Source organism: Leucobacter aridicollis (genome assembly GCF_013409595.1).
GTDB lineage: Bacteria > Actinomycetota > Actinomycetes > Actinomycetales > Microbacteriaceae > Leucobacter > Leucobacter aridicollis.
The window spans coordinates 2943178-2964318 of sequence record NZ_JACCBD010000001.1 but is presented as its reverse complement, the minus strand read 5'-3'; the positions used below and the strand labels follow the sequence as shown (position 1 = coordinate 2964318).

The following is a 21141-nucleotide window of genomic DNA, read 5'->3' as shown; positions in this document are numbered from 1 at the left end:
CGGCGCGGGCGAACCGGCGCTCGGACGGCGGGTGCTACCGGCCCTGTACGACCGGGATCGCCTGGGTCGTGGGAGTGAGCGGCAGCCGCACCTCAAACGTCGTGCCGACGCCCTCGTCGCTCACCACCGTGATGCCCCCGCCGTGTGCGACCGCGATGGCGTGGGTGATGTTGAGGCCCAGACCGACGCCGGGGATCGCGTTCTGGGTCGCCGTCGAGGCCCGGAAGAACCGGTTGAACAGGTCGGCCTGCTCGGCCTTTGGGATCCCGATGCCGGTGTCGCTCACTGAGATCACCACCGCGCCGTCGTGGGGCGCGGCGGACACCGACACGCGCCCGCCGCGCGGCGTGAACTTGATGGCGTTGGAGATGAGGTTGTCGATCGCCTGGCCGATTCTGCCGCCGTCCGCCACGACGAACAGCGGTTCGGCTGGCACGTCGAGCCCGAGCTCGACGCCCTCATCCTCGGCGTGCGGCCGCGCCGACTCCGTCGCGAGCCGCAGGCTGTCGTAGATGTCGAGGTGATGCGGGGTGATCGGGAACCTGCCCGACTCGACCTGCGCGGTGAACAGCAGGTCGCCGACGAGTGCGAGAAGCCGCTGCGCGTTGCGCTCGATGATGTCGACGAACTCCACCTGCTGTTCGGCGAGCGGCTGCTCCGGGTCGTTGCGGAGGAGGTCAAGAAACCCGATGATCGCGCTGAGCGGGGTGCGAAGCTCGTGCGAGATCATCCCGACGAACTGGTCCTTCATGCGCGCGACCTCGGCCTGGCGCGTCTCATCGGTGATGACGAGCAGGTACCCCTGCTGGTGTCCGGCACCGTCGTCGCGCCGCGTCACCGTGACGCGCGCTGGGAGCCTGCTGCCCGCCGCCGTCTTGATCTCGAGCTCCTCGTCGAGCGTGGATCCGGCGTTTGCCCGCTCGAACAGCGCCTGGACGTTCGGGGCGACGGCGTCGGCTGCCGCGGCGCCCGGCTGGCCGCCAGCCAGCGTCGCGAGCATCGCGGGCGAGAAGAATCGGTCGATGGTGACCCCGTCCAGCGCCTCCTGCTCGGTGAGCCCGAGCATCCGCTCAGCGCCGGGGTTCCAGGCGCTCACGCGGCCGCTGCAGTCGGTCGCGATGACGGCCTGCGCGGTGATGGCCGCCCAGAGGCTCTCGTGAGACTCGAGGAGTGTGCGGTAGCGCGTCTCGCTCTCGCGCAGCTGGGCGAGCATCAGCTCGTTCTCGGTGAGCGCTCGCGTCCGCTCGGCGGCGAGCCGCTCTGCCTGCTCCATGCGGGCGCGCTGCTGCCGTGACAGCTCGTTGATGACGGCAGCGACCGCCGCGTAGATCAGCGGGACGATGACGCCGCGCAGCAGGTCAGTGCTGTTCTCTGGCGGGTCGGAGATGTATGGGATGAAGACCATCGCAGCGCTCAACACGAACACCGTCGCGACCTGCCGGATGCCCGGCGCGGTCGCGAGCCATGCGATCGGGATCAGCACGAGTGTCGCGAACATCGACTGTCCGGCGCCCGTCGCGGCCCGGAAGAACGCGAGCCCGACGAAGTCGATGAGCGGGATGAGTAGCACGAGCCCGCCTTGGAACTGGCCGCGCACCGTCAGCGCGACCGCGAGCGAGGTCGCCGCCGCGAGCAGGACGGCGGCGAGCACCATGAGGGTGCCGTCGAGCGGGGCGAGCCCCGGGACGAGGGCCATCGTGGCAAGGGCAAGCACGAACGCGATGACCGTCGGGGCCTGCTTGAGGAGTGGGCTCGGCTGGTCGAAGTTGCGGTACCACCTGACCTCACGGCTGTCGATCATGTTGACAGCTCAGCTAACACGTCGTGCAGGACCGCGCTGGTGACAGGTTTGGGAAGCGCGGCGTCTGCGCATGGGTACTCGTCTGCGTCGAGCACGGAGCTCACGATGATCCGGCAGCCCGGAAATCGCGAGCGCACGAGGTCGATGCATTCGCTGCCCGTCACGCCGGGCAGCCGAAGGTCGATGATGGCGATCTCGGGTTCGATCGTCGGGAACGCGGCAATCGCGGTCTCGGCGTCGGGGGCGGAGAACACCTCGTACCCCTCCCGTTCGAGCATGTGGCGAAGGAGTTCTGACTGCTCGGCGGAGTCCTCGACGGTGAGGGCGAGCGCGCGCGGGGTCACCGGAGGAGCAGCTCTCGGACAATGGCGATGGCCGCAACGACGACGAGGGCGAGGATCGCCTGCGGCACGAGCCGGAGCTCGCGCTTCGCGTCGCGGCGAATGTCTTCGTCTGATTCGTGTGTGCTCATGAAACGACCCTTCCAACCTTCTCGGTCTTCACCCAAGAAGCGTCCGCTCGGCGCCATTCCTTGATGTAGGAATCAACAGTAATGGCACACAGCAGCGAGCCATAGCCGCACACGTAAATCAGTAGACCTGCGACAAACTTTCCGCCCCGGAAGCGTTCGATCCAGCGCGCGAGCCACGCCCCGAGCAGCGACAGCGGTCCCCACAGGTACAGGATGCTCGAGGTGACGAACCTGTCGCTCGGGGTGAGCCTGCCGAACCACTCGGTGAGCGCCGCGTCGGTGACGCCGGGGAACAGCGCGACGGCCATGATGAGCATCGCCCCGAGCCCGGGAAAGAGGAGCGCCTCGCGCCACGAGCGGCGCGCGGTGCGCGGGTCGAGCTGCACGGCAAACAGGATCGAGTACAGGTACGTGCAGGCGGCGACGATCCACATGAACCGGAAGACGGATTCCGCGATGTCGCTGTGCAGCAGGAGCAGCGCGAACAGTGCGGCGGCGGAGAGCAGGAGGAACGCTGGCAGCAACAGAATGCTGAACCAGGCGACACCGAACGGGATGCTCCCGAGCCTGTGCGTTCGGCTCGGACGGAACCACAGGCGCTTGTAGATCGACGTGAGCTGCACGTTGCCGCGCGCCCACCGCAGCCGCTGCTTCCAGAGCGCGTCGACCGTGCGCGGCTCCTCGGCGAGCACGACGGCGTGCGGTTCGAACACCATCTTTCGCCCGGTGAGCTGGCTCTCGAATGTGGTCATCGTGTCCTCAGCGAGGGTGCCCGTCGGGATCCGCCCCCCGATCGCTTCGAGGTTTGCGCGCGAGTGCAGTTGGGCCCCGCCAGCGAGGCAGGCGATCGCGCCGAGCACGTTCTGCGCCCGCCGCGCGGCGAGCTGTGAGATCACGTACTCGACGCCGATGAAGCGGGTGAGGTAGTTGCGGTCCGCCGAGCCCTCGGCGATGTACGCGGTGACGGCGCCCACGCGCTCGTCGGCGAGGTGTCGTGTGAGCTTCCGCAGCGAATCGTGCGCGAAGATGACGTCGGCGTCCATGATGAGCACGGCCTCGGCCCATGAGTCGGCGAGGACCTGGGAGATGCCGTGGTTGAGCGTGTGCGCCTTGCCCTCGCCGCCGACCTCGCGGCGGAGGTGTACGACGCGGCCCGGGTGTTCGGCGGCGCGGGCGAGCACGACGTCGGGCGTATTGTCTGTCGAGGCGTCGTCGACGACGAAGACGCGCAGGTTCGCTTCGGGATAGTCGAGGGTGAGGAGCCTGTCAATCGACGCCCCGATCACCAGTCCCTCGTTCCACGCGGGAACGATCACCGCGACGTTCGGCGTGTACGGCGCCGCGCGCCGGTAGTGGTTCTTGACCGCGTGAAACGGAAGCACGAGAAACTGGAAGGCAGTGTTGAACACGGGCAGCGTGCCGACGAGCACGCACACGAGAAGAAAGACCGCGAGCGCGATCTGAAACCCGTTCACTGGCCGACCCCGGCGGCAGCGAGCAGGTCCCGCACGCGCGCGTAGCGGCCCACGGTCTCCGCGTCGTGGCTGTCGGTCGAGGCGACGACCGTCGCGCCGGCGGCGCGGAGCGCTGTGAGCGCGCGCGGTCCGGGGCAGGCCCACTTCTCGTTGACCTCGACGTGAGTGTCGGTGCGTGCGGCGGCGCGCGCCCACGCGACGAGCTGATCCTGCGAGAGATCGGCCTCGCTGAGTTCGACCTTCGGCAGGATCGAGAAGCAGTGGGCGAGCTGGTTACCCGGATAGCGCTCCATCGCGGCAACCAAAGCGGTGACGAGGGAGTCGAGCGCGTCGTCGGGCGACCAGCCCGCGGAGATGCGCTCCACGACCGCGGCCGGCCCGATCGGCCCGTCCGGGGTCGGGAACTGGTGGTCGGCGATGAGGATCCTGTCGATACCAGCGGGGAGCGCCGGGATGTCGAGTTCGCCGGCGGTGTTCAGCACCTTCGCCTCGACGCCTGTGAGCACGGTCAGCCCGTTGGGAACCTCGAGGGCGGCGACGGCCGCGAGGTAATCGGGCACCCACTCGGTGGACTGCCGGACGTGGTCGACGAGCCGCACCGTGTGCAGGCCAGCCGCAGCGGCCGCAGCGACGTTCTCGGCGAGGGACGAACGCGCGTCGTCGGAGAACGTCGAGTGCACATGGAAGTCGCCGCCGAGGACGCGTGGGGCGGTCTCGCTCATGCGTCGTCCTGGTGGCCGGCGTGCGCCGATTCGAGCACGTCAGACACCTCGACGACGATGTCCTCGAGGAACCGGACGGCCGCAACCTCGCGGAACTCGACGGTGGCCGGCAGATCTCGGCCGAGGAACAGGTCGACCACGAGCGACGGGATATCGACCCCGGCCGAAATCGTCAGCGGGAGCGCCCCGGGGAAGCGCGGGTTGACCTCGAGGAGCATCGCGCGACCGGAGCGGTCCCGGCGCAGCTGCACGTTGGCGACGCCGGTGAGCCCAATGGCGCGTGCGATCGCAGCGGCGGTCTCCTCGAGCTCGGCGTCGTGCACGGTGCGACCCGCGATTGCGACGCCGGAGTCCACGCGCGCGCGGGTGCGCGGGACGGCGGCGACGACGTTGCCTGCCGCGTCCGCGATGACGTCGACCGAATACTCGTCGCCTGGCAGCAGATCCTGGACGATGAGGTCCTCGTCGAGCGGGAGCGCCTCGAGAGCAGCCCGGTCGGGCACCATCCGGATGCCGCGGCTGCCGGCACCCTGCCGGGGCTTCGCAAAGGCGGGAAACTCCCAGTCGAGTGCGAGCGCATCGGGACCGGCCGCGACGGTGCGAGGCGAACGGCCGGTCGGCGCGCACCGTTCTGCGAGCGCAAGCTTGTCGAGGCAGACGCGCAGCGTGTCCGAGCTCGGGGCAGCGAGCACTGCCGGCGCCAGCTCCTCCCTGCGGTCCGCGACTGCGACGAGCTCGACGTCAACCGTCGAGATGACGAGGTCGAGCTCGTCATCGGCGACGAGCGCGGCGAGTGCCTGAACGAACGAGTCGTCGCGCCCGGGCGGCACGAGCCGGCGCCGTTCGGCGGGCACCAGGTAGAGCCCGCTCGCCCAGCCATCCATGTCGGCGGCGAAGACCTCGAGGTCCGGCCTGCGCAGCAGCGACCTGATGACGGAGACCCCGGCGGGGCCGCCCGCGCCGGTGACAAGTACGCGAGTGGGCATCAATTCTCCAACCGTAGGCGCTCGTAGCTGTGCGCAAGTTCAGTGCTTTCCCGCACAATCTCGAGGGGCTCGACGGCTTTGCCGCCGCCGAACCGGGTCCAGTAGCGTGCGGTGGCGGCGACGAAGTCGCGCGCGAGGTAGTCTCGGCTCGCCACCTGGGAATCGAAGCAGGCCAGCAGGTCGAACTTCCGCTCAAGGAAATCGTCGATCCGCACGAACCTGGTCGGTCTGAAATCGATCGTGGCCGACGGGCTCTGGTAGCAGGCGACAGTCGCGACGCTTCGGGTCGCGACGACCGTGGCCTCGCTCACCGCGCGGTGATCCTGATGCCGGTCGTTGCTCGTGTGCGTGTAGACGACGGTCGGCTGCACCTCACGGACGACCTCCTCGATGAGCCGCACGGTCTGGCCGCTGTTCGTGATCTCGGTGTCGACGAGATCCTTCAGAAACAGGCGCGCGCCGAGGAGCTCGGCGGCCGCGAGCGACTCGAACTGTCGGCTGTCGGCGTCGCCGCCGCGGGCGCCCCGGGACAGCGTGAGGATCGTGACTGTGTCGCCGGCTGCTGCGTGCGCCGCAAGGATGCCTCCGACCCCGATCTCGACGTCGTCGGGATGCGCTCCCACGGCGAGCACGGTCTCGGGCCGTCGCCCGGGCCCGCGCGTGCGTGCCTCCGCCGCGAGGCGGGTGACAGCCTCCACGAGCTGCGCGTTGTCGAGCGGCTTCGTGAGAAACTCGTCGGCCTGCGCCCGCAACGCGGAGACGGCGTAGTCGACGGACACATGCGCCGTCATCACGAGCACGGGGACCCCGGGAAACTCGCGCCTGATGTCGCTCAGCAGGTCGATGCCGCTCGCGCCAGGCATCTCGATGTCCGTGACGACGACGTCGGGACGCGCCGCACGCGCCCGCTCGAGCGCCTGCGGCGCGTCGTGCGCGACGGTGACCGCCGCGCCGGCGCGCCGTTCCAGCACCGTTTTCACGAGGAGCGCGACGTCCGGATCGTCGTCGACAACGAGTATCTTCAGCCCTGACATCTCGCGTCCCTCTCCAGCGAATTAGCTCGACTTTAGCGCATGAGCCCCACGCGCTCATAGACGAGGTCGAGTGTCGCATTCGCGATCTCGTTCGCACGCTCTGCGCCGCGCCCGAGGAGCCTGTCGAGCTCGGCGGGATCGGCCATGAGTTCGTCGGTGCGCTCGCGCACGGGGGCGAGGGACTCCTCGACGACCTCTGCGACTGCCTTCTTCAGGTGGCCGTAGCCGAGCCCGGAGAATTCCTCCTCGATCGACTCGATGGAACGCTCAGCGAGCACGGAGAAGATCGTGAGCAGGTTTGAGACGCCCGGCTTTGCCGCGCGATCGAAGCGGATCTCGTCACCGTCGTCGGTGACCGCCCGCATGATCTTTTTCTTGGTGACGTTTGCGGGGTCGAGCACCTTGATGAGCCCGGCCTCGGTTTCGGCCGACTTTGACATCTTGGCCGAGGGGTTCTGCAGGTCGTAGATCTTCGCGACGGTCTTCGGGATCTGCGCTTCGGGCAGCACAAAGGTGTCGCCAAAGCGCGAGTTGAAGCGGTTCGCGAGGTCGCGCGTGAGCTCGACGTGCTGTCGCTGATCCTCGCCGACGGGCACGGACTCCGCCTGGTAGAGCAGGATGTCGGCGGCCATGAGGATCGGGTAGGTGAACAGCCCGACCGACGCCGCGTCGGCGCCGTGGCGCTGCGACTTGTCCTTGAACTGGGTCATGCGCCCAGCCTCACCGAACCCGGTGATGGTGTTGAGCACCCACGCGAGCTCGGCGTGGGCGGGCACGTGCGACTGGATGAACAGGGTCGACTTTGCGGGGTCGATGCCCGCCGCGATGTACTGGGCTGCGGTACGACGGGTGCGCAGGGCGAGTTCCTTGGGGTCCTGGGGCACGGTGATCGCGTGCAGGTTCACGACGCAGAAGATCGCGTCGTAGTCCTCCTGCATCTTGGTCCACTGGCTCAGCGCGCCAATGTAGTTGCCAAGCTGGAGGGAATCGCTCGAGGGCTGCATGCCCGAGAAAATGACTGGCTTTGAATCGCTCATGTGAGATCTAAGGTGTTTCTGTGTGAAGTGTGGTTCGCTGTGCCGCGGCAGCGCGGTCAGATGCGGTAATCGACGACGACGGGAGCGTGATCGGACCATCGCAGGTCGTAGGCGGCGGCGCGGTCGATCGTGTAGTCGAGCACACGCTCGCCGAGCTGCGGGGTCACGACGTGATAGTCGATGCGCCAGCCGGTGTCGTTGTCGAACGCCTGGCCGCGGTTCGACCACCACGAGTAGGGCCCGTCGACCTCGCCGGCGAACGTGCGCCCGACATCGACCCAGCCGTAGCCCTCGCCCTCTGAGCCGTCCACGCCAGCGACGACCTCGCCGCGCGGGCCGAAGAAGCGGTCGAAGTAGGCGCGTTCCCGGGGCAGGAAGCCGCTCTTCTTCACGTTGCCCTTCCAGTTCTTAATGTCGAGCTCGCGGTGGCCCACGTTGAAGTCGCCCACGATCGCGGCGAAGTCGCGCTCGCTCGCGAGCTCCGTCATCCGGACGCCCATCGCGTCGAGGAAAGCCCACTTGGCCTCCTGCCGCGGCGTGTCGACCTCGCCCGAGTGCGTGTAGTTGCTCACGACGGTGAGCTGCGAATCGCCAAACGCGAAGTCCGCTTCGAGCCAGCGGCCCGACGACTGCACGCGATCCTGATCGGCGACGGCTCCGAGCCCGACGCGGTGCGAGAGCGCGGGGACGCGGCTTGCGATCGCGACACCGGCGCGGCCCTTGATCTCGCAGGGGTCGTGCAGCCAATGCCACCCAGCGGCGCCGAGGAACTCCTCGAGGTGCTCATCCTGGGCGCGCACCTCCTGCAGCGCGAGGATGTCGACGTCCCGCTCGGCGAGCCACTCACCCATACCCTTGCGGTAGGCGGCCCTGATGCCGTTGACGTTTACCGACGCGACGCGAAGAGAATCAGACATGGCATCAAGTGTAGAGGTGCGACACGCGCCGCTCCACTGACCCTCAATGCGTACTTGAGGGTTTAAACTCCTCGGCTTGACATTCAACGAATGACAAGGGTGTAATTATTTAGGTAATGCGGCGTGTCAGCGTCACAAAACGGAGATTTCGAGAAAGGAGCGCACCCATGGAACAAGCTTCAGGGCCAGGCGTTCCCGGCGACTGGTTTGTCGATCCGGTATTTCTCGGCACCCCAGGAATTCGCCGCCAGACAGAGGACGAGGCGCTCGCCTGGCAGTCCGACGCGCTGTGCGCACAGACCGATCCCGAGTCGTTCTTCCCCGAGAAGGGCGGCTCCACCCGCGAGGCGAAGCGGATCTGCGAGAGCTGCGAGGTGCGCTCCGAGTGCCTCGATTACGCGCTGGAGAACGACGAACGCTTCGGCATCTGGGGCGGACTGTCCGAGCGCGAGCGCCGCAAGCTGCGTCGCGAGGCCAGCTGAGCTTTGCTCTCTTCGGCATGCCCCCAGTTTGAAACCATGCCACCCCTTCTAGACTGACGGCGTTATGCGCACCACAGTTACCGCAGTCATCGTCGCTTCCCAGGGTGGGGAGTGGCTCGACGAGACGATCGCAGGGATCGCCTCCCAAACGCGGCGCCCAAACGCCATCGTCGCGATCAACAACGGCGGAGCCGAGCGAGTCGGCACCCAGCTTGTGAACGCGAACCTCGGCGGCGCCGAGACGTCGCGGGTCATCGGGATCCCGTCGCGCGTCTCCTTCGGGCGCGCCGTCGCCGCTGCGCTGACCGCCGTGCTGCCGGGAACCAACCCGGCCGAGGAATGGATCTGGCTGCTGAGCGAGGACTCCTGCCCGGAGCCCGAGGCGCTCGAGCGAATCCTGTCGAGCGTGCAGCGAGCGCAGTCGGTCGCGGTCGCCGGGCCCAAACTCGTGGACTGGGATCACCCGGAGCGCATCATCGAGCTGGGCCAGAGCCTCACCACGACCGGGTCGCGCTGGCTGCTCCGGCGGCAGGAGCTCGATCAGCAGCAGTACGACCACCTCGAAGACGTGCTCGGCGTCGGGCCTGTCGGCATGCTCGTTCGCCGCGACGTGTGGGACGAGCTCGGGGGCTTCGACCCCGCATTCACGAGCTACGATGACGCGCTCGACTTCTGCGTGCGCACACGCCTGGCCGGCTACCGGGTCGAGGTATCGCCCGAATCACGGGTCCGCTTCGCCCGAAGCGGCGTCGCGGGACCCCACATCGACCGGTCCCGCGGCGTGCTCCGCACCGCCCACCGGCAGGCGCGCACCGCGCACCTGCACCGCCGGATCGCCTACGCGTCGCCGCTCCCGGCCTTCTTCATGTGGCTCGGGCTGCCCCTGCTCGCGATCGTTCGCGTGTTCTGGTCGCTCATTCGCGAGCAACCCGGCAACATGATCGGCGAGTTCGTGGCGGCCCTGACTGTTTTCTTCCGTCCGAAGGCGCTCCTCGCGTCGCGGAAACGCGTGAAACGCGCGTCGCGCGTCGGCTGGGCTGCGGTGCGGCCGCTACGCACCGACCGAAAGACCGTCCGAACGGCGCGCATGATCGACCGCGAGGCGATCCTCGCGGCCCAGGGGCGCGTGCCGCGCGAACTCGGGTTCGTCTCCACTGGCGGCCTCGCCGTCCTCGTACTCACCTCCGTTATCGCGATCGCGCTCACCTGGTGGGCCGTCGCCCAGACGAGCCTCTTCGGAGGTGGCCTTGCCCCGCTCAGCCCCATCGGTGAGCTCTGGCACCACACCCGCACGCTCGACGGCGTGCCCGCCGACCCGTTCGCCTGGGTGCTCGCAGTGCTCGGGTCGGTGACGTTCTGGAACCCCTCCCACGCACTCGTCATCCTGCTCATCGTCGCCGTACCGCTCTCGGCGCTCGGCGCCTGGATCTGGGCGGCGCAGATCTCAGAGTCCGGCGCCGCGCGAGCGGTCGTCGCCATCGGGTTCGCCCTCAGCCCCGTGCTGCTCGGCTCGATCGCCTCGGGCCGCGTCACCACGCTGATCCTCGCCGTCGTGATGCCGTGGCTGCTGCTCGCGGCCACCCGCTGCCGCGAGTCATGGAGTTGGGCGGGCACCGCGTCGCTGCTCGCAGCGGTCGCCCTCGCGAGCGCCCCCGTGCTCATTCCGGTCGCGCTCATCTTCCTCATCGTTGGCGTCTTCTCAAGCGTGCGCGGCGCGCTGCGCGTGCTCTCGATCGCCATCGCTCCGCTCGTGCTGTTCGGGCCGAAGATCATTGCGACGGTGTTTGGCGGCCGACCGCTCGACCTGCTTGCAGACCCCGGCATCGCGCTGCCCTACACACCTGGGACGACCTGGCACCTGTTGCTCGGGTTCCCCGAGTTTGGCCTTGACGGCTGGGCGCGCATCTTCGAATCGATCGGGCTCGGCAACCTGCCCGCGACGCTGCTCGTCGGTGTCCTCATGCTGCCGATCGCGCTCCTCGCGCTGCTCGGGCTCTACACGGGCAAGGTCGCAGTCACACTGCTGCACGCCCTCTTCGGCGGGCTCGGAATCCTCGCCGCCGTCGGCTCGACGCAGCTCATGCTCACGACCGCGGGCGACACCCCGATCGCCGTGTGGACGGGCTCCGGGCTGGTGCTGTACTGGCTCGCCGTGCTCGGCCTGGCAGCGCTTGGCGCCGAGACCGCGAGGCGAGCAGCGCCAGCGGTCGTCGCCGTGGCGCTCGTCGCGGCCGTCGTCGCAGCCGGGCCAATCGCCTTCCGCCTCGTCACGGGCAACGTGCCGATGGGCGCGGGCGAGACCCGGATGCCCGCGCTTGTTCAGGTCGCAGGAGAGCAGAACACGAACACCCGCACGCTCGTGCTCAGCGCATCGGGAGACCAGGCCATGCGTGCCGAGGTCGTGACGGGCGAAGGCATCGAACTCGACGACATCCGTACCGCCTCGCGCCTGTCTGACCCGACCGACGCCGACACGCAGCTTGCCGAACTTGTCGGTTCGCTCGCGAGCATCGGCGGCGGCAGCGTCGGCGACGCACTGAACGCCGAGCGGATCAGCTACGTCCTGCTGCGCTCGGGCAATGAGCCAACCGCCGAAACACAGCTCCAGCGCACGCTCGACCAGCACCCGGAGCTCGCAAGCGTCGGCACGACGGAGCAGGGCCTGCTCTGGCGCGTATCCGACGCCGCCACCGGACGCGAGTCAGAAGGCGACGAGTCCGCCGACCTCGTCGGAACCTCGTTCGGCGGTCAGACCGTGTGGACCGCGCAGCTCGTGCTGCTGTTCGCGATGCTGCTGCTCGCGCTGCCGACGGGCGAGGTCGTGGAGCGCCCTGAGCGGCGCAAGCGCCCGAAGCGGGTGCGCACGCGGTTGAGCAAGCGCGCCGAGCGCCGGGCCGCCGCGTCCGCGACGGCCGGGGCTGGCGCCGTGGCAGGTGGCGCGGTTGCAGCTGGCGCCGATGTCGCTGCCGCTGATGTCGCTGATGTCGCTGCCGCCGACGGCGCTGATGTCGCTGTCGCCGCTGACGCTGGCGAGCCGGTGGACGCCGATCCGGTAGTTCCGGGCCCTGATGCCCCTGAAGCTGAGGCGGCCGCCGTCGGCGCTCCGGACGAGGACCCCCTCGACGCGACCGAAGTCGTGTCTGCTTCGGTCGTCGCGCCGGCGGAAGACCCCGCGCCTGCGGCAGAGGTTCCCGCGCCTGCCGAGGACGCAGGGCCGGCGGAGGACGCAGTGCCGTCGGAGGACGAGGCACCTGCTGAGGAACCGGTACGCGCGGGTGACGCGGTTCCCGGCTCGGAGTCCGAAGGCTCGACAGATCAGGGTTCGACAGACGCAGACGAGCAGCCGGAGGAGGGCAAGTAGATGAGCACGAGTAAGAGGTTTGTCCGCGGCGGTGCCCGCGCGCTCACCGGCCTCGTCATCACCGGAGCCGCCGCCGCTGGCGTGCTGCTGCTTGGAACGGTTCAGCTGCCGGGCGTCGAGCGCGCGCCGCACGCCGTCAAGGTGAGCACCACCCAGACGGGCGAGCGCAGCATCGTGTGCGCTGGCGCATTCGCCGAACTCGGGGCCGATCCCTCGCGCCCCGATGTCGCCGTGCCTGTTGGCGAGGCGAGCGTCGTCGTGAGCGGCGACGGTGAGCTGGGCACGCTCAGCGGCGGCGAGGGCGCGAGCGCGAGCGGTGCACGCGTGCTGACGGGCGCCGCTGAGGCATCGATCGCGGCCGCCCAGAGCCAGAAGCTGTCGTCTGCATCGCTGCGAGGCGCAACGGCGAGCGCGTGCGTCGAGCCCGTGAACGAGCAGTGGCTTGTTGGCGGCGCGAGCACGCTCGGACTCTCCACCACGCTCAGCCTCGGCAACGCGAGCGAGGTGCCTGCGACCGTGCAGATCTCCGTGTTCGACGAGAACGGCGAGATCGACGCCGTGCAGACCTCGGGCGTCATTGTGACGCCGAACTCCGAGCAGATCGTCTCCCTCAACGGCTACGCACCGAACCGCGAGCGCCTCGCCGTGCGCGTGACGAGCACAGGCGCGCCGGTCACGGCAAGCCTCGGCGTCGCGCGCGTGGACGGCATCGTGCCTGTCGGCACGTCCGCGGTTACCCGGCAGCTTCGTCCCGAGCAGCAGCTCGTCATTCCCGGCGTCGCGAACGAGGACTCGCACGACCACGAGGAGGTGCCGACCGACACTGGCCCGGCCGACCGCTTCCCTGTGCTCGTGCACGCGATCGCCCCGGGCGACGCCGCAGGCAGCGCAACGATCTCGGCGATTGACGCGAAGGGCGTCCGCACCGAGCTTGGTGTCATCGAGTTGGAGCCGCGCATCGTCGGCGCGCTTGCGGTCGAGGCGTGGCCGCACGACGCAACCGCAATCGTCGTCGACGCCGACGTGCCGGTCTTCGCTGGTGCGGAAGGCGCAGCGAACTCCGGCGAGACGCACGACTTCCAGTGGTTCGCTGCGGCGCCGACGATCCCGGCGAATACGCCGACGGCCGCTCCGGTGACCCCGGGCGGGGCGCTCATCGTCGCGAACACGGGCGACAGGGAGGCCGAGGTCACCGTCGCCGGTGGCAAGGAGCAACAGCTGAAGATCGCTCCCGGGTCCGCGGTCGTCGTGCCCGGTGAGGGCAGCCGCACGCTCACGAGCACCGAGCCCGTGCATGCCGGCGTGCGCATGATCGGCAGCGGTTCGATCGCAGGCTACCCGATCATGCCGCGGGCCGAGCACACTGGGCAGCTCACGGTCTACACCCGCTAGCGCGGCCCGTAGACTGGGTGGCATGACTTCTCGGACCCCGCGGACGCAAGGGCGGCCAACGCGGCACGGGCGGCGCCCGATCCGCTCGTCGATCACCGGGCCCGCGCTCGCGAACCCGCAGAGCAGGGTCACGAAGTTCGAGGCCGACGCTCGGGGTGCCGTCGAGTTCCTGCAGCGTGCCCTCCCCGAGGAGCTGCACGGAGTACAGATCGGCTTTCAAACGGTGCCCGCGGCGATCGGCGAGAGTTCGATGCCGATGCTGTACTCGATCGACCGCGCGGCGCGGAGCATCATGCTGTACCGGATGCCGATCCAGCGGAGCAAGGGGCTGCACGTCGACGACGACGAGCACCGGCGCTACTTTGTCGAGCACTGCGTGTACCGCGCCGTGTGCGAATATCTCGGTCGCGAACCGTGGGAACTGCTGCCCGGAAGGTTCGACCACTACTAGTGGCGCCACCCACCGAGGGGCTCGGTTGCACGTTTATCAGGCCGACCGGTCATAATAGGCACATGAGCGCACGAATCCTCGTAGTGGATGACGACAGAGCACTCGCTGAGATGCTGAGCATGGTGCTGCAGGGAGAAGGATTCCTTGTCGAGCATGCGTACGACGGCTTCGAAGCCGTCGAGCAGTTCCGTGCGACGCGCCCTGATCTTGTGCTTCTCGACGTGATGCTGCCTGGGCTCGACGGGATCGGGGTCTGCGAGCAGATCCGCGCGGAGTCCGGCGTACCGATCATCATGCTGACGGCCCGCACCGATACCCGCGACGTCGTGCGCGGGCTCGAGGTCGGCGCCGACGACTACGTCGTGAAGCCGTTCAACCCGGCCGAGCTCATCGCGCGTATCCGCGCCCGCCTCCGCGAACCGCAGGAGGACACGAACGAGACGCTGATGATCGGCGACCTGCACATCGACGTCGCGGGCCACGAGGTCAAGCGGGGCGACGAGGTCATCGCGCTCACGCCACTCGAGTTCGATCTCCTCGCGATCCTCGCCCGCAAACCCCAGCAGGTCTTCACCCGCGAGGTGCTGCTCGAGAAGGTGTGGGGCTACCAGTACAAGGCAGATACGCGCCTCGTCAACGTTCACGTCCAGCGGCTGCGCGCGAAGATCGAGATCGATCCTGATCGCCCGGCGATTGTGACGACCGTGCGCGGGGTCGGATACCGTGCTGGTGCGCGCGCAGAATAGTCCCTCGCATGACTGAGCCAAGGTCTCGCGGTCGAGTGCAGCGGACGTGGCGGCGCCTGCGCTTGCGCTGGATCAAGCTGACCCAGCCCGTGCTCGGTCCCTTCCGTGCGCGGTGGCGGCGCTCGCTCATGCTCCGCACGATGACAATCACTGGCCTCGTGACCGGCGCGATGATCGCGATCGCTGGGGTCTTTCTCCTCACGAGCGTGAGCAACGACCTCTATCAGTCGCGCCTGGAGCAGTCGCTGCAGGACTCGGCGCGCGCAACGGTGCAGGCGCAGCGCATGATCGACTCGTTCGACCCCGCCGACCGGGGCGGGCTGCAGTCGCTGCAGACGTCCGTACTTCGGACGGTGCAGGATACGTCGTCGAGCCAGATGATCTACATTCGGCGCCAGGAGAACCAAGCGCCGTTCCCTGAGCTCTCGCCCGTCGCGAGCACCCCATCAGCGCTCGGGCAGGCGGTGAGCGAGGAACTCGCGAACGCCGTACTCGTCGCCGAGGAGCCCCAGTACTGGCAGGCGGTGACCTTCCGCGACGGCGAAGCGAAGGACTCGCCGGGCATCGTCGTTGGCTCGTCCCTGAAGTTCCCGGCCGGCGCCGGCGTGTTCGACCTGTTCATCGGCTACGAACTGTCGGCGACCGCTGAGACGCTCTCGTTCGTCCAGCGCACGCTCCTGTTCACCGCGGCAGGCCTGATGCTGTTCATCGGCCTGCTCGTCTGGGTGATCTCCCGCATCGTCTTCCGGCCAATTCGCGTCGCAGCCGACACGAGCCGTCGGCTCGCAGCGGGCGAGCCTGATGCGCGTATGCCGCTGCAACACGACGAGCACTTTGACGTGCTCTCGGAGGGATTCAACGACATGGCCGACACGCTGCAGGCGCGCATCCAGGAGCTCGACGACCTCTCCGAAATGCAGCAGCGGTTTGTGTCCGACGTCTCCCATGAGCTGCGCACACCGCTCACGACGATCCGGCTCGCGAGCGAGGTGCTCAGCGGCCAGCAGGACACGCTGGCGCCGGGTCAGCAGCGCGCGGTTGAGGTGCTGAGTACGCAGGTTGGCCGGTTCGAATCGCTCCTCACCGACCTGCTCGAGATCTCCCGGTACGACGCAGGGCGCGTGACGCTGGAGACGGAGCCCACGAACCTCGTCCACCTCGTTGACGAGGTGGTGACGCTCCTCCGCCCGCTGTCCTCGAGCCTCATCGAGGTGCGGCCGCTCGGCGGCTATACCCCCGTCGATGTCGACGCGAGGCGAATCAGACGCATCGTGTCGAACCTCGTCGGAAACGCGATCGAGCACGGTGAGGATCGGCCGATCGTCGTCACCGTTGATTCGAACGCGCACGCGATCGCCGTCTCGGTGCGTGACTGGGGCGTCGGGATGAGCGCAGACGACGTCGACCATGTCTTCGACAGGTTTTGGCGCGCCGACCCGTCGCGGAAGCGCACGCTTGGCGGCACCGGTCTCGGTCTCGCCATCGCCCGGGAGGATGCCGCGGTGCACGGCGGCTTCCTCGAAGTGTGGTCGGCGAGGGGCGTCGGCACGAACTTCAGACTCACCCTCCCGCGCGGCGACGAGGTCACCGACTTCGTCTCGCCGATCCCGCTCATCCCCGAGGACGTGGCGGATGGAGCTGACGTTCGCGAGACGACGGGAGGATGGCTGAAACGCCCATTCCGTCGGAGCATCAAGACGCCGAAGGAAGGCCGATCATGACTCAGCGCAACACCAAGCGCGCGTCGCGCGCCGTGCTCGGCGTCGTCGTCGCGGCGACGATGTCGCTCAGCGCGTGCGCCGCGATTCCAGGATCCGGCGCGGTTCAGCCTGGCCTCACCGACATCAACCAGGCTGAGCAGGCGCTCCAGTTCAGCGCGTTCGGCCCGTCGGCGGGGGCGACGCAGGAGGAACTCGTGCGCGGGTTCATCACCGCCGCGCGATCGCCAATCGATGACTACTCAGTCGCACGTGAGTACCTCACCCCCGAGTACGCCGATCAGTGGGACCCCTACTTCGGTGTGCTCGTCTGGGAGGGATCGCGGCCGTTCCGACCCGACGGCGATGCCGCGGGCATGCTGCTGCTCTCGGTCGTCGCAGAGGTGGACCCAGAGGGGCGACTGCTGCTGACGGAGGCGGGGGAGAGCACCGAGCTCCGCTTCGAGTTCACTCGCGAGGGCGACGAGTGGCGGATCTCGTCGGCTCCCGCTGGCGTGATCCTCGACCGCGCGACGTTTGACGCGATCTGGTCGCAGCATCAGGTGAACTTCCTCGGCGCCGGCGGCAGGCTGGTGCCCGACACGAGATGGTTCCTGTCGCGGGCGGCGCTCTCGACCGAGATCGTGAATGCGCTGCTCGAGGGGCCGAGCGAGCGGTTCGAACTCGTCGCGCGGTCTGGGTTCCCCGAGGGGACCTCGCTCACGAAGAACGCCGTCACCGTCGAGGACGGGCTCGCCCGCGTCGACATCAAGGGCGAAGGGCTCAACAATCCGAACGCCCAGGAAGAGATGCTGCTGCAGCTCCAGACGAGTCTGCAGACCGTCTCGGGAGTGAATCGCGTGGAGCTGCTCATCGAGGGGACGCCGGTGAAGCGGAAGCCGCAGGCCGTGGCGCCGATGACGCCGTCGCAGGTGGGGGCGAAGCTCGCCGGGATGCAGAACGGCAAGTTCGGTGTTTTCACTGCCTCGGGCATCGAACCCGTCATCGGGATCAGCCCGGTCGTCGAAGAACTCGACGGTGACGCGATTGCGCTGTCGCGGTCGAAGACCGTCGCGGCCGTCCGCACCGCAGCCGGTGTGCACATCGTCTCGCAAGGGTTCACCGCCGTCATCGACGGGCGCAAGGGGCTGCTCGCTCCGAGCGTGGATGACGACCTGTGGACCTGGTCACTGTCGGCCGCCGAGCCCACCAAGATGCACGTCGCGAGCGCCTCGGGCGCACAGCACGACATCGTGATTCCCTGGCTCGACGGGCTCGACGTCCGGGCTGTCGGCATCGCGCCTGGCGGCGCCATGATCGGCGCGCTTATCGACGATGGCGGGAAGAGCTACGTCCTGGTCGGGGGGATCCTCAGGGAGAACGAGGGCGGGATGCCAACGGCGGTCACACCGAAGGCCGACGTCGAACTGTGGGCAAGCGGAGAGGCGCTCGACTTCGACTGGATCGATCAGAATCGCTTTGTCGCCGTCACGAAGCAGGGGACGGCTGGCAAGGTGACAGTTGGTGGGCCGGGTACCTTCCCGAGCGAGCAGGGCTCGGTACCGGACGCCGAGGAGATCTTTGGCGGCGGCAACCGGACACAGATTCGGGTGCTCACCACAAACGGGGAGCTGTTCGCGCCGCAGGGTGCGAGCGGCTGGCAGCGGGTCGCGGCCGATGTCGAGGTGATCGCAAAGCGCGGCTAGCTCGCTCCACAGCACGCGGCCGGGCACACCGCGCCCGAAGTTTTCCACAATCCCGTGGCGACCCTGCCAAGAGAGGGCGCCGTCGGCGAGGGTTGACCCATGGAATCACGAGATGCGACTGCGAACCGGGCCCATGCGAGCAGGGGGTCGGCTCGGGCCCGGCGTTCGATGCCTCCCCGGTCCCCGGCTGGTGGCGGGCATGCGCCCGACGACCGCACGTCGGCTCGCGCGTGGCCCCGAGCAATGACAGATGGGCTGCGGGCGCTGCGAGAACTCGGGCTCGACCTACTCGCGCTCCTCTGGCCGTGCTCGTGCGCCGGGTGCGGCGCGCGGGACCGTGAGCTGTGCGCGGCATGCGCCGTAGAGGCTGCACGCGCCCCGCCTGACGGCGTTCTAGACATCCCAGCACTCGGAGTGCCGGGCTTCGCCGCGGGCCCGTATAGCGGGGTGTTGCGCTCGGTGCTGCTCGCGTACAAGCATCGTGGGGCCTACGGGTTCAATCGCCTGCTCGGGGAACGGATGATCGAGCCGCTCCGCGCTGCGCTCGCCGCAGAGCACCACCGGCAGAGCTCTCGGGCTTCGCAGGGCTCGCGGGGTCCGTTGGGTTCGCTGGGGTCGCAGGGTTCGTGGGGCTCGCAGGACTCACGCGGGTCGCAAGGTTCGCTGGGGTCGCTCGACGAGACCGCCGGGCGGGTGGCTCCGAGCGCGCCAGTGTTTGTGCCCCTCCCGTCCCGGAGACGTCGCGAGCGGGAACGCGGGTACCGACACGTTGACGTGATTCTGCGCGCCGGGCTGCGGGCCGGCCGGCTGCCAGGCAGACGTGTCCGAGCGCTCGCGCCACGGCGCGGCCGCGTGGGACAGGTCGGGTTGCGTCCAAGCGAGAGGGAACGCAACGCGCGGCTCATCCGCGTGCGCCGCGCCTCCGTGCGGGCGATTGCTGGGAGGGGCGTGATCCTCGTCGATGACATTGCGACGACCGGCGCCACGCTCCGGGCAGCAATCGCCGTGCTCGAAGCGGAGGGGATCTCCGTTGTGGGAGCTGTGGCCTTGTGCGCAGCCGAGCGACGCGACGCGCCACAAAAAACAGAGTGGAAGCTCACAGGCGAAAGGGGGTAATGTTCGAGAAAGGCGTAGTGGTGCGCCACACCGGCCCACCCGCCTGAGTCACCTGGGAGGTCGTCATGGACGTCAGCATCCACGGACGAAATGTCGAGATTACTGATCGCTTTGAGCAGTACGTTGAGTCAAAAACCGAAAAGGTAGCGGGGTTGCTCCCGAAGGCACAGGCCTTCGAAGTGCGCGTTTCGCGTCTGAGTGACAAGAGCCCGAAACATGGTGACCGGGTTGAGATTACGCTGATCGGCCCGGGCCCGGTGATTCGTGCCGAATCCGTGGGGCCCGACAAGTACGCCGCCTACGACATTGCATACGGTCGTGTGCTCGAGCGCATTCGCCGCTCCAAGGATCGTGCTCAGGATCGTCGCGGTCGCGGGCGAACATCCCTCGGAGACGCCGCAGCGAACGACTTCGCCGTCGTAGACCTGCAGCCGGCATCCGCTGAGGTCATCGACGCAGTCTCGACGGGCTCGGTGCCGGTCGTGACCGAAACCGAAGAGGCGTACTCGCCCGTTGTGATCCGTTCGAAGGAGTTCCCGGCAGAGCGCCTACCGGTCGAAGACGCTGTCGACCAGATGGAGCTCGTCGGCCACGACTTCTTCCTGTTCATCGACGCAGAAACCGACAAGCCCAGCGTGGTGTACCGCCGCAAGGGATGGAACTACGGCGTGCTGTCGCTCTCTGACAGCTAGGTCTGCGAACCTGCGCGCGGCCGTCCCCGGAGTCCCGGGGGCGGCCGCCGCCGTGTCAGGGGAGGGCCGGCGCGGCCGCTCGCGCCCACTGTCGTGGATCTGCAATTCCAATGCCAAACTCTCGGGAATCGGGCATTGGACCTGCCGATCGCATACGGACGGTGTGCGGCCGGGCCGGGCCGGGCGGGTTGGGCCGGCCTGGGCTGGGGTGTCGCGCCCGGACCTAGTTTTGGAGGGCCGGCTCGCGTGCCCCGCGGATACCGACGCCCCAACGGAGCACGTTCGTGAAGGCCTCCCACATGATCCGCGCCGACATCTTCGACCGTCCGGTGGTGCGCTCGACGAACGTAATGGGAACTTCGGCTACGGGGACGCCGAGCCGCTCGATGCGCCAGGCGGTCTCGACCTGGAAGGCGTAGCCCTCCGAATCGATACGCTCGAGTCCGAGCCGCTCGACGCAGCCGCGGGACAGCACGCGATAGCCGCTCGTGAGGTCTCGCAGGCGCGACCGGAGCGCGAAGCGGGCGAACGCGGTCCCGCCCCGAGACAGCATTCGGCGGTGGCGTGGCCAGTTCACGATTGTGCCGCCCGGCATCCATCTCGTGCCGATGACGAGCTCAGCGCCCGAGGCGGCGGCGTTCAGGAGCGCAGGGAGCTCACCCGGCAGATGCGAGCCGTCGGAGTCCATCTCAACGACGAACTCGTAGCCGAGATCGAGCCCGCGCTGGAAGCCGGCGATGTACGCCGTGCCGAGCCCGAGTTTACCGGCTCGGTGCATCACGGAGACGCGCGTGTCGGCGCTCGCGAGCCCGTCAGCGACGTCGCCGGTGCCGTCCGGGCTGTTGTCGTCGATGATGAGCACATTCGCGCCGGGCACCGCGTCGAGCACGGCAGCGACGACTCCGGCGAGCGAGTCTCGTTCGTTGAATGTTGGCAGCACGACGAGCACGCTCGTGTGGGTCACGCTCTCAGGGACGACGGGATGCTGCACGGACCAATCATTTCAGACGGAGTTTAGAAAACGCGAGGGGCCGGGTGCCAGCCGCATTGGCTG

At 68.5% G+C, this 21141-nt stretch carries 19 protein-coding genes; 9 read left to right on the top strand and 10 right to left on the bottom strand.

Translation table 11 applies throughout. The features are described 5' to 3' along the window. Positions 1-34: 34 nt before the first annotated feature. Genes BJ960_RS13705 through BJ960_RS13670 form a run of 9 tightly spaced genes read right to left on the bottom strand, consistent with a single transcriptional unit; the run spans position 35 to position 8444 of the window. Positions 35-1801 carry a sensor histidine kinase gene (locus BJ960_RS13705; RefSeq protein WP_185987698.1) on the bottom strand — a complete coding sequence of 589 codons (1767 nt, stop codon included), beginning with the start codon at positions 1799-1801 and terminating at the stop codon, positions 35-37. Further along, the gene (locus BJ960_RS13700; RefSeq protein ID WP_185987697.1) at positions 1798-2145 is read right to left on the bottom strand and encodes a response regulator; all 348 of its coding nucleotides are present in this window, start codon (positions 2143-2145) and stop codon (positions 1798-1800) included. Before BJ960_RS13700 ends, BJ960_RS13705 begins: the two co-directional genes overlap by 4 nt. Beyond that, on the bottom strand, positions 2142-2273 hold the full coding sequence (locus BJ960_RS17050) for a hypothetical protein (RefSeq protein ID WP_272928748.1): 132 nt from the start codon (positions 2271-2273) through the stop codon (positions 2142-2144). Before BJ960_RS17050 ends, BJ960_RS13700 begins: the two co-directional genes overlap by 4 nt. Beyond that, the gene (locus BJ960_RS13695) at positions 2270-3748 is read right to left on the bottom strand and encodes a glycosyltransferase family 2 protein (RefSeq protein ID WP_307814557.1); all 1479 of its coding nucleotides are present in this window, start codon (positions 3746-3748) and stop codon (positions 2270-2272) included. The genes BJ960_RS17050 and BJ960_RS13695 overlap by 4 nt, the downstream gene beginning before the upstream one ends. After that, complete coding sequence (locus BJ960_RS13690; protein ID WP_185987696.1) at positions 3745-4470, bottom strand: PHP domain-containing protein; 726 nt, start codon at positions 4468-4470, stop codon at positions 3745-3747. The genes BJ960_RS13695 and BJ960_RS13690 overlap by 4 nt, the downstream gene beginning before the upstream one ends. Beyond that, on the bottom strand, positions 4467-5456 hold the full coding sequence (locus BJ960_RS13685) for an ATP-grasp domain-containing protein (protein ID WP_185987695.1): 990 nt from the start codon (positions 5454-5456) through the stop codon (positions 4467-4469). Before BJ960_RS13685 ends, BJ960_RS13690 begins: the two co-directional genes overlap by 4 nt. Further along, on the bottom strand, positions 5456-6490 hold the full coding sequence (locus BJ960_RS13680) for a response regulator (protein WP_121076888.1): 1035 nt from the start codon (positions 6488-6490) through the stop codon (positions 5456-5458). Before BJ960_RS13680 ends, BJ960_RS13685 begins: the two co-directional genes overlap by 1 nt. A gap of 32 nt (positions 6491-6522) precedes the next feature. Continuing rightward, positions 6523-7527, bottom strand: coding sequence for a tryptophan--tRNA ligase (gene trpS, locus BJ960_RS13675; RefSeq protein WP_121076890.1), 1005 nt, complete (start codon positions 7525-7527; stop codon positions 6523-6525). A 56-nt stretch (positions 7528-7583) separates the two neighbouring features. After that, positions 7584-8444: an exodeoxyribonuclease III gene (locus BJ960_RS13670; protein WP_121076892.1), complete on the bottom strand. Its 861-nt coding sequence runs from the start codon at positions 8442-8444 to the stop codon at positions 7584-7586. Positions 8445-8611: 167 nt separating this feature from the next. On the opposite strand from BJ960_RS13670, the gene BJ960_RS13665 reads away from it, so the two are divergent. From BJ960_RS13665 to hpf, 9 genes are all read left to right on the top strand, one after another. Then, a complete protein-coding gene (locus tag BJ960_RS13665) occupies positions 8612-8926 on the top strand; it encodes a WhiB family transcriptional regulator (RefSeq protein WP_121076894.1) in 315 nt (104 codons plus the stop codon). A gap of 64 nt (positions 8927-8990) precedes the next feature. Next, positions 8991-12287 (top strand): glycosyltransferase family 2 protein, encoded by a 3297-nt coding sequence (locus BJ960_RS13660; RefSeq protein WP_185987694.1) that lies wholly within the window; start codon positions 8991-8993, stop codon positions 12285-12287. Next, positions 12288-13679: a DUF5719 family protein gene (locus BJ960_RS13655; RefSeq protein WP_185987693.1), complete on the top strand. Its 1392-nt coding sequence runs from the start codon at positions 12288-12290 to the stop codon at positions 13677-13679. A gap of 22 nt (positions 13680-13701) precedes the next feature. Then, the gene (locus BJ960_RS13650) at positions 13702-14130 is read left to right on the top strand and encodes a metallopeptidase family protein (RefSeq protein ID WP_221936311.1); all 429 of its coding nucleotides are present in this window, start codon (positions 13702-13704) and stop codon (positions 14128-14130) included. A 62-nt stretch (positions 14131-14192) separates the two neighbouring features. Then, the gene (mtrA, locus tag BJ960_RS13645) at positions 14193-14876 is read left to right on the top strand and encodes an MtrAB system response regulator MtrA (RefSeq protein WP_121076900.1); all 684 of its coding nucleotides are present in this window, start codon (positions 14193-14195) and stop codon (positions 14874-14876) included. A gap of 8 nt (positions 14877-14884) precedes the next feature. After that, entirely contained in the window at positions 14885-16597 is a 1713-nt protein-coding gene (gene mtrB / locus BJ960_RS13640; protein WP_185987692.1) for an MtrAB system histidine kinase MtrB, read from the top strand. Then, the gene (locus BJ960_RS13635; protein WP_185987691.1) at positions 16594-18279 is read left to right on the top strand and encodes an LpqB family beta-propeller domain-containing protein; all 1686 of its coding nucleotides are present in this window, start codon (positions 16594-16596) and stop codon (positions 18277-18279) included. The genes mtrB and BJ960_RS13635 overlap by 4 nt, the downstream gene beginning before the upstream one ends. Positions 18280-18522: 243 nt before the next feature. Further along, a complete protein-coding gene (locus BJ960_RS13630; protein ID WP_185987690.1) occupies positions 18523-19395 on the top strand; it encodes a ComF family protein in 873 nt (290 codons plus the stop codon). Between the two features lie 65 nt (positions 19396-19460). Further along, a complete protein-coding gene (gene hpf, locus BJ960_RS13625) occupies positions 19461-20087 on the top strand; it encodes a ribosome hibernation-promoting factor, HPF/YfiA family (protein WP_185987689.1) in 627 nt (208 codons plus the stop codon). Positions 20088-20310: 223 nt separating this feature from the next. On the opposite strand, the gene BJ960_RS13620 is transcribed toward hpf, so the two are convergent. After that, entirely contained in the window at positions 20311-21078 is a 768-nt protein-coding gene (locus tag BJ960_RS13620) for a polyprenol monophosphomannose synthase (RefSeq protein ID WP_307814558.1), read from the bottom strand. Between the last annotated feature and the right edge of the window lie 63 nt (positions 21079-21141).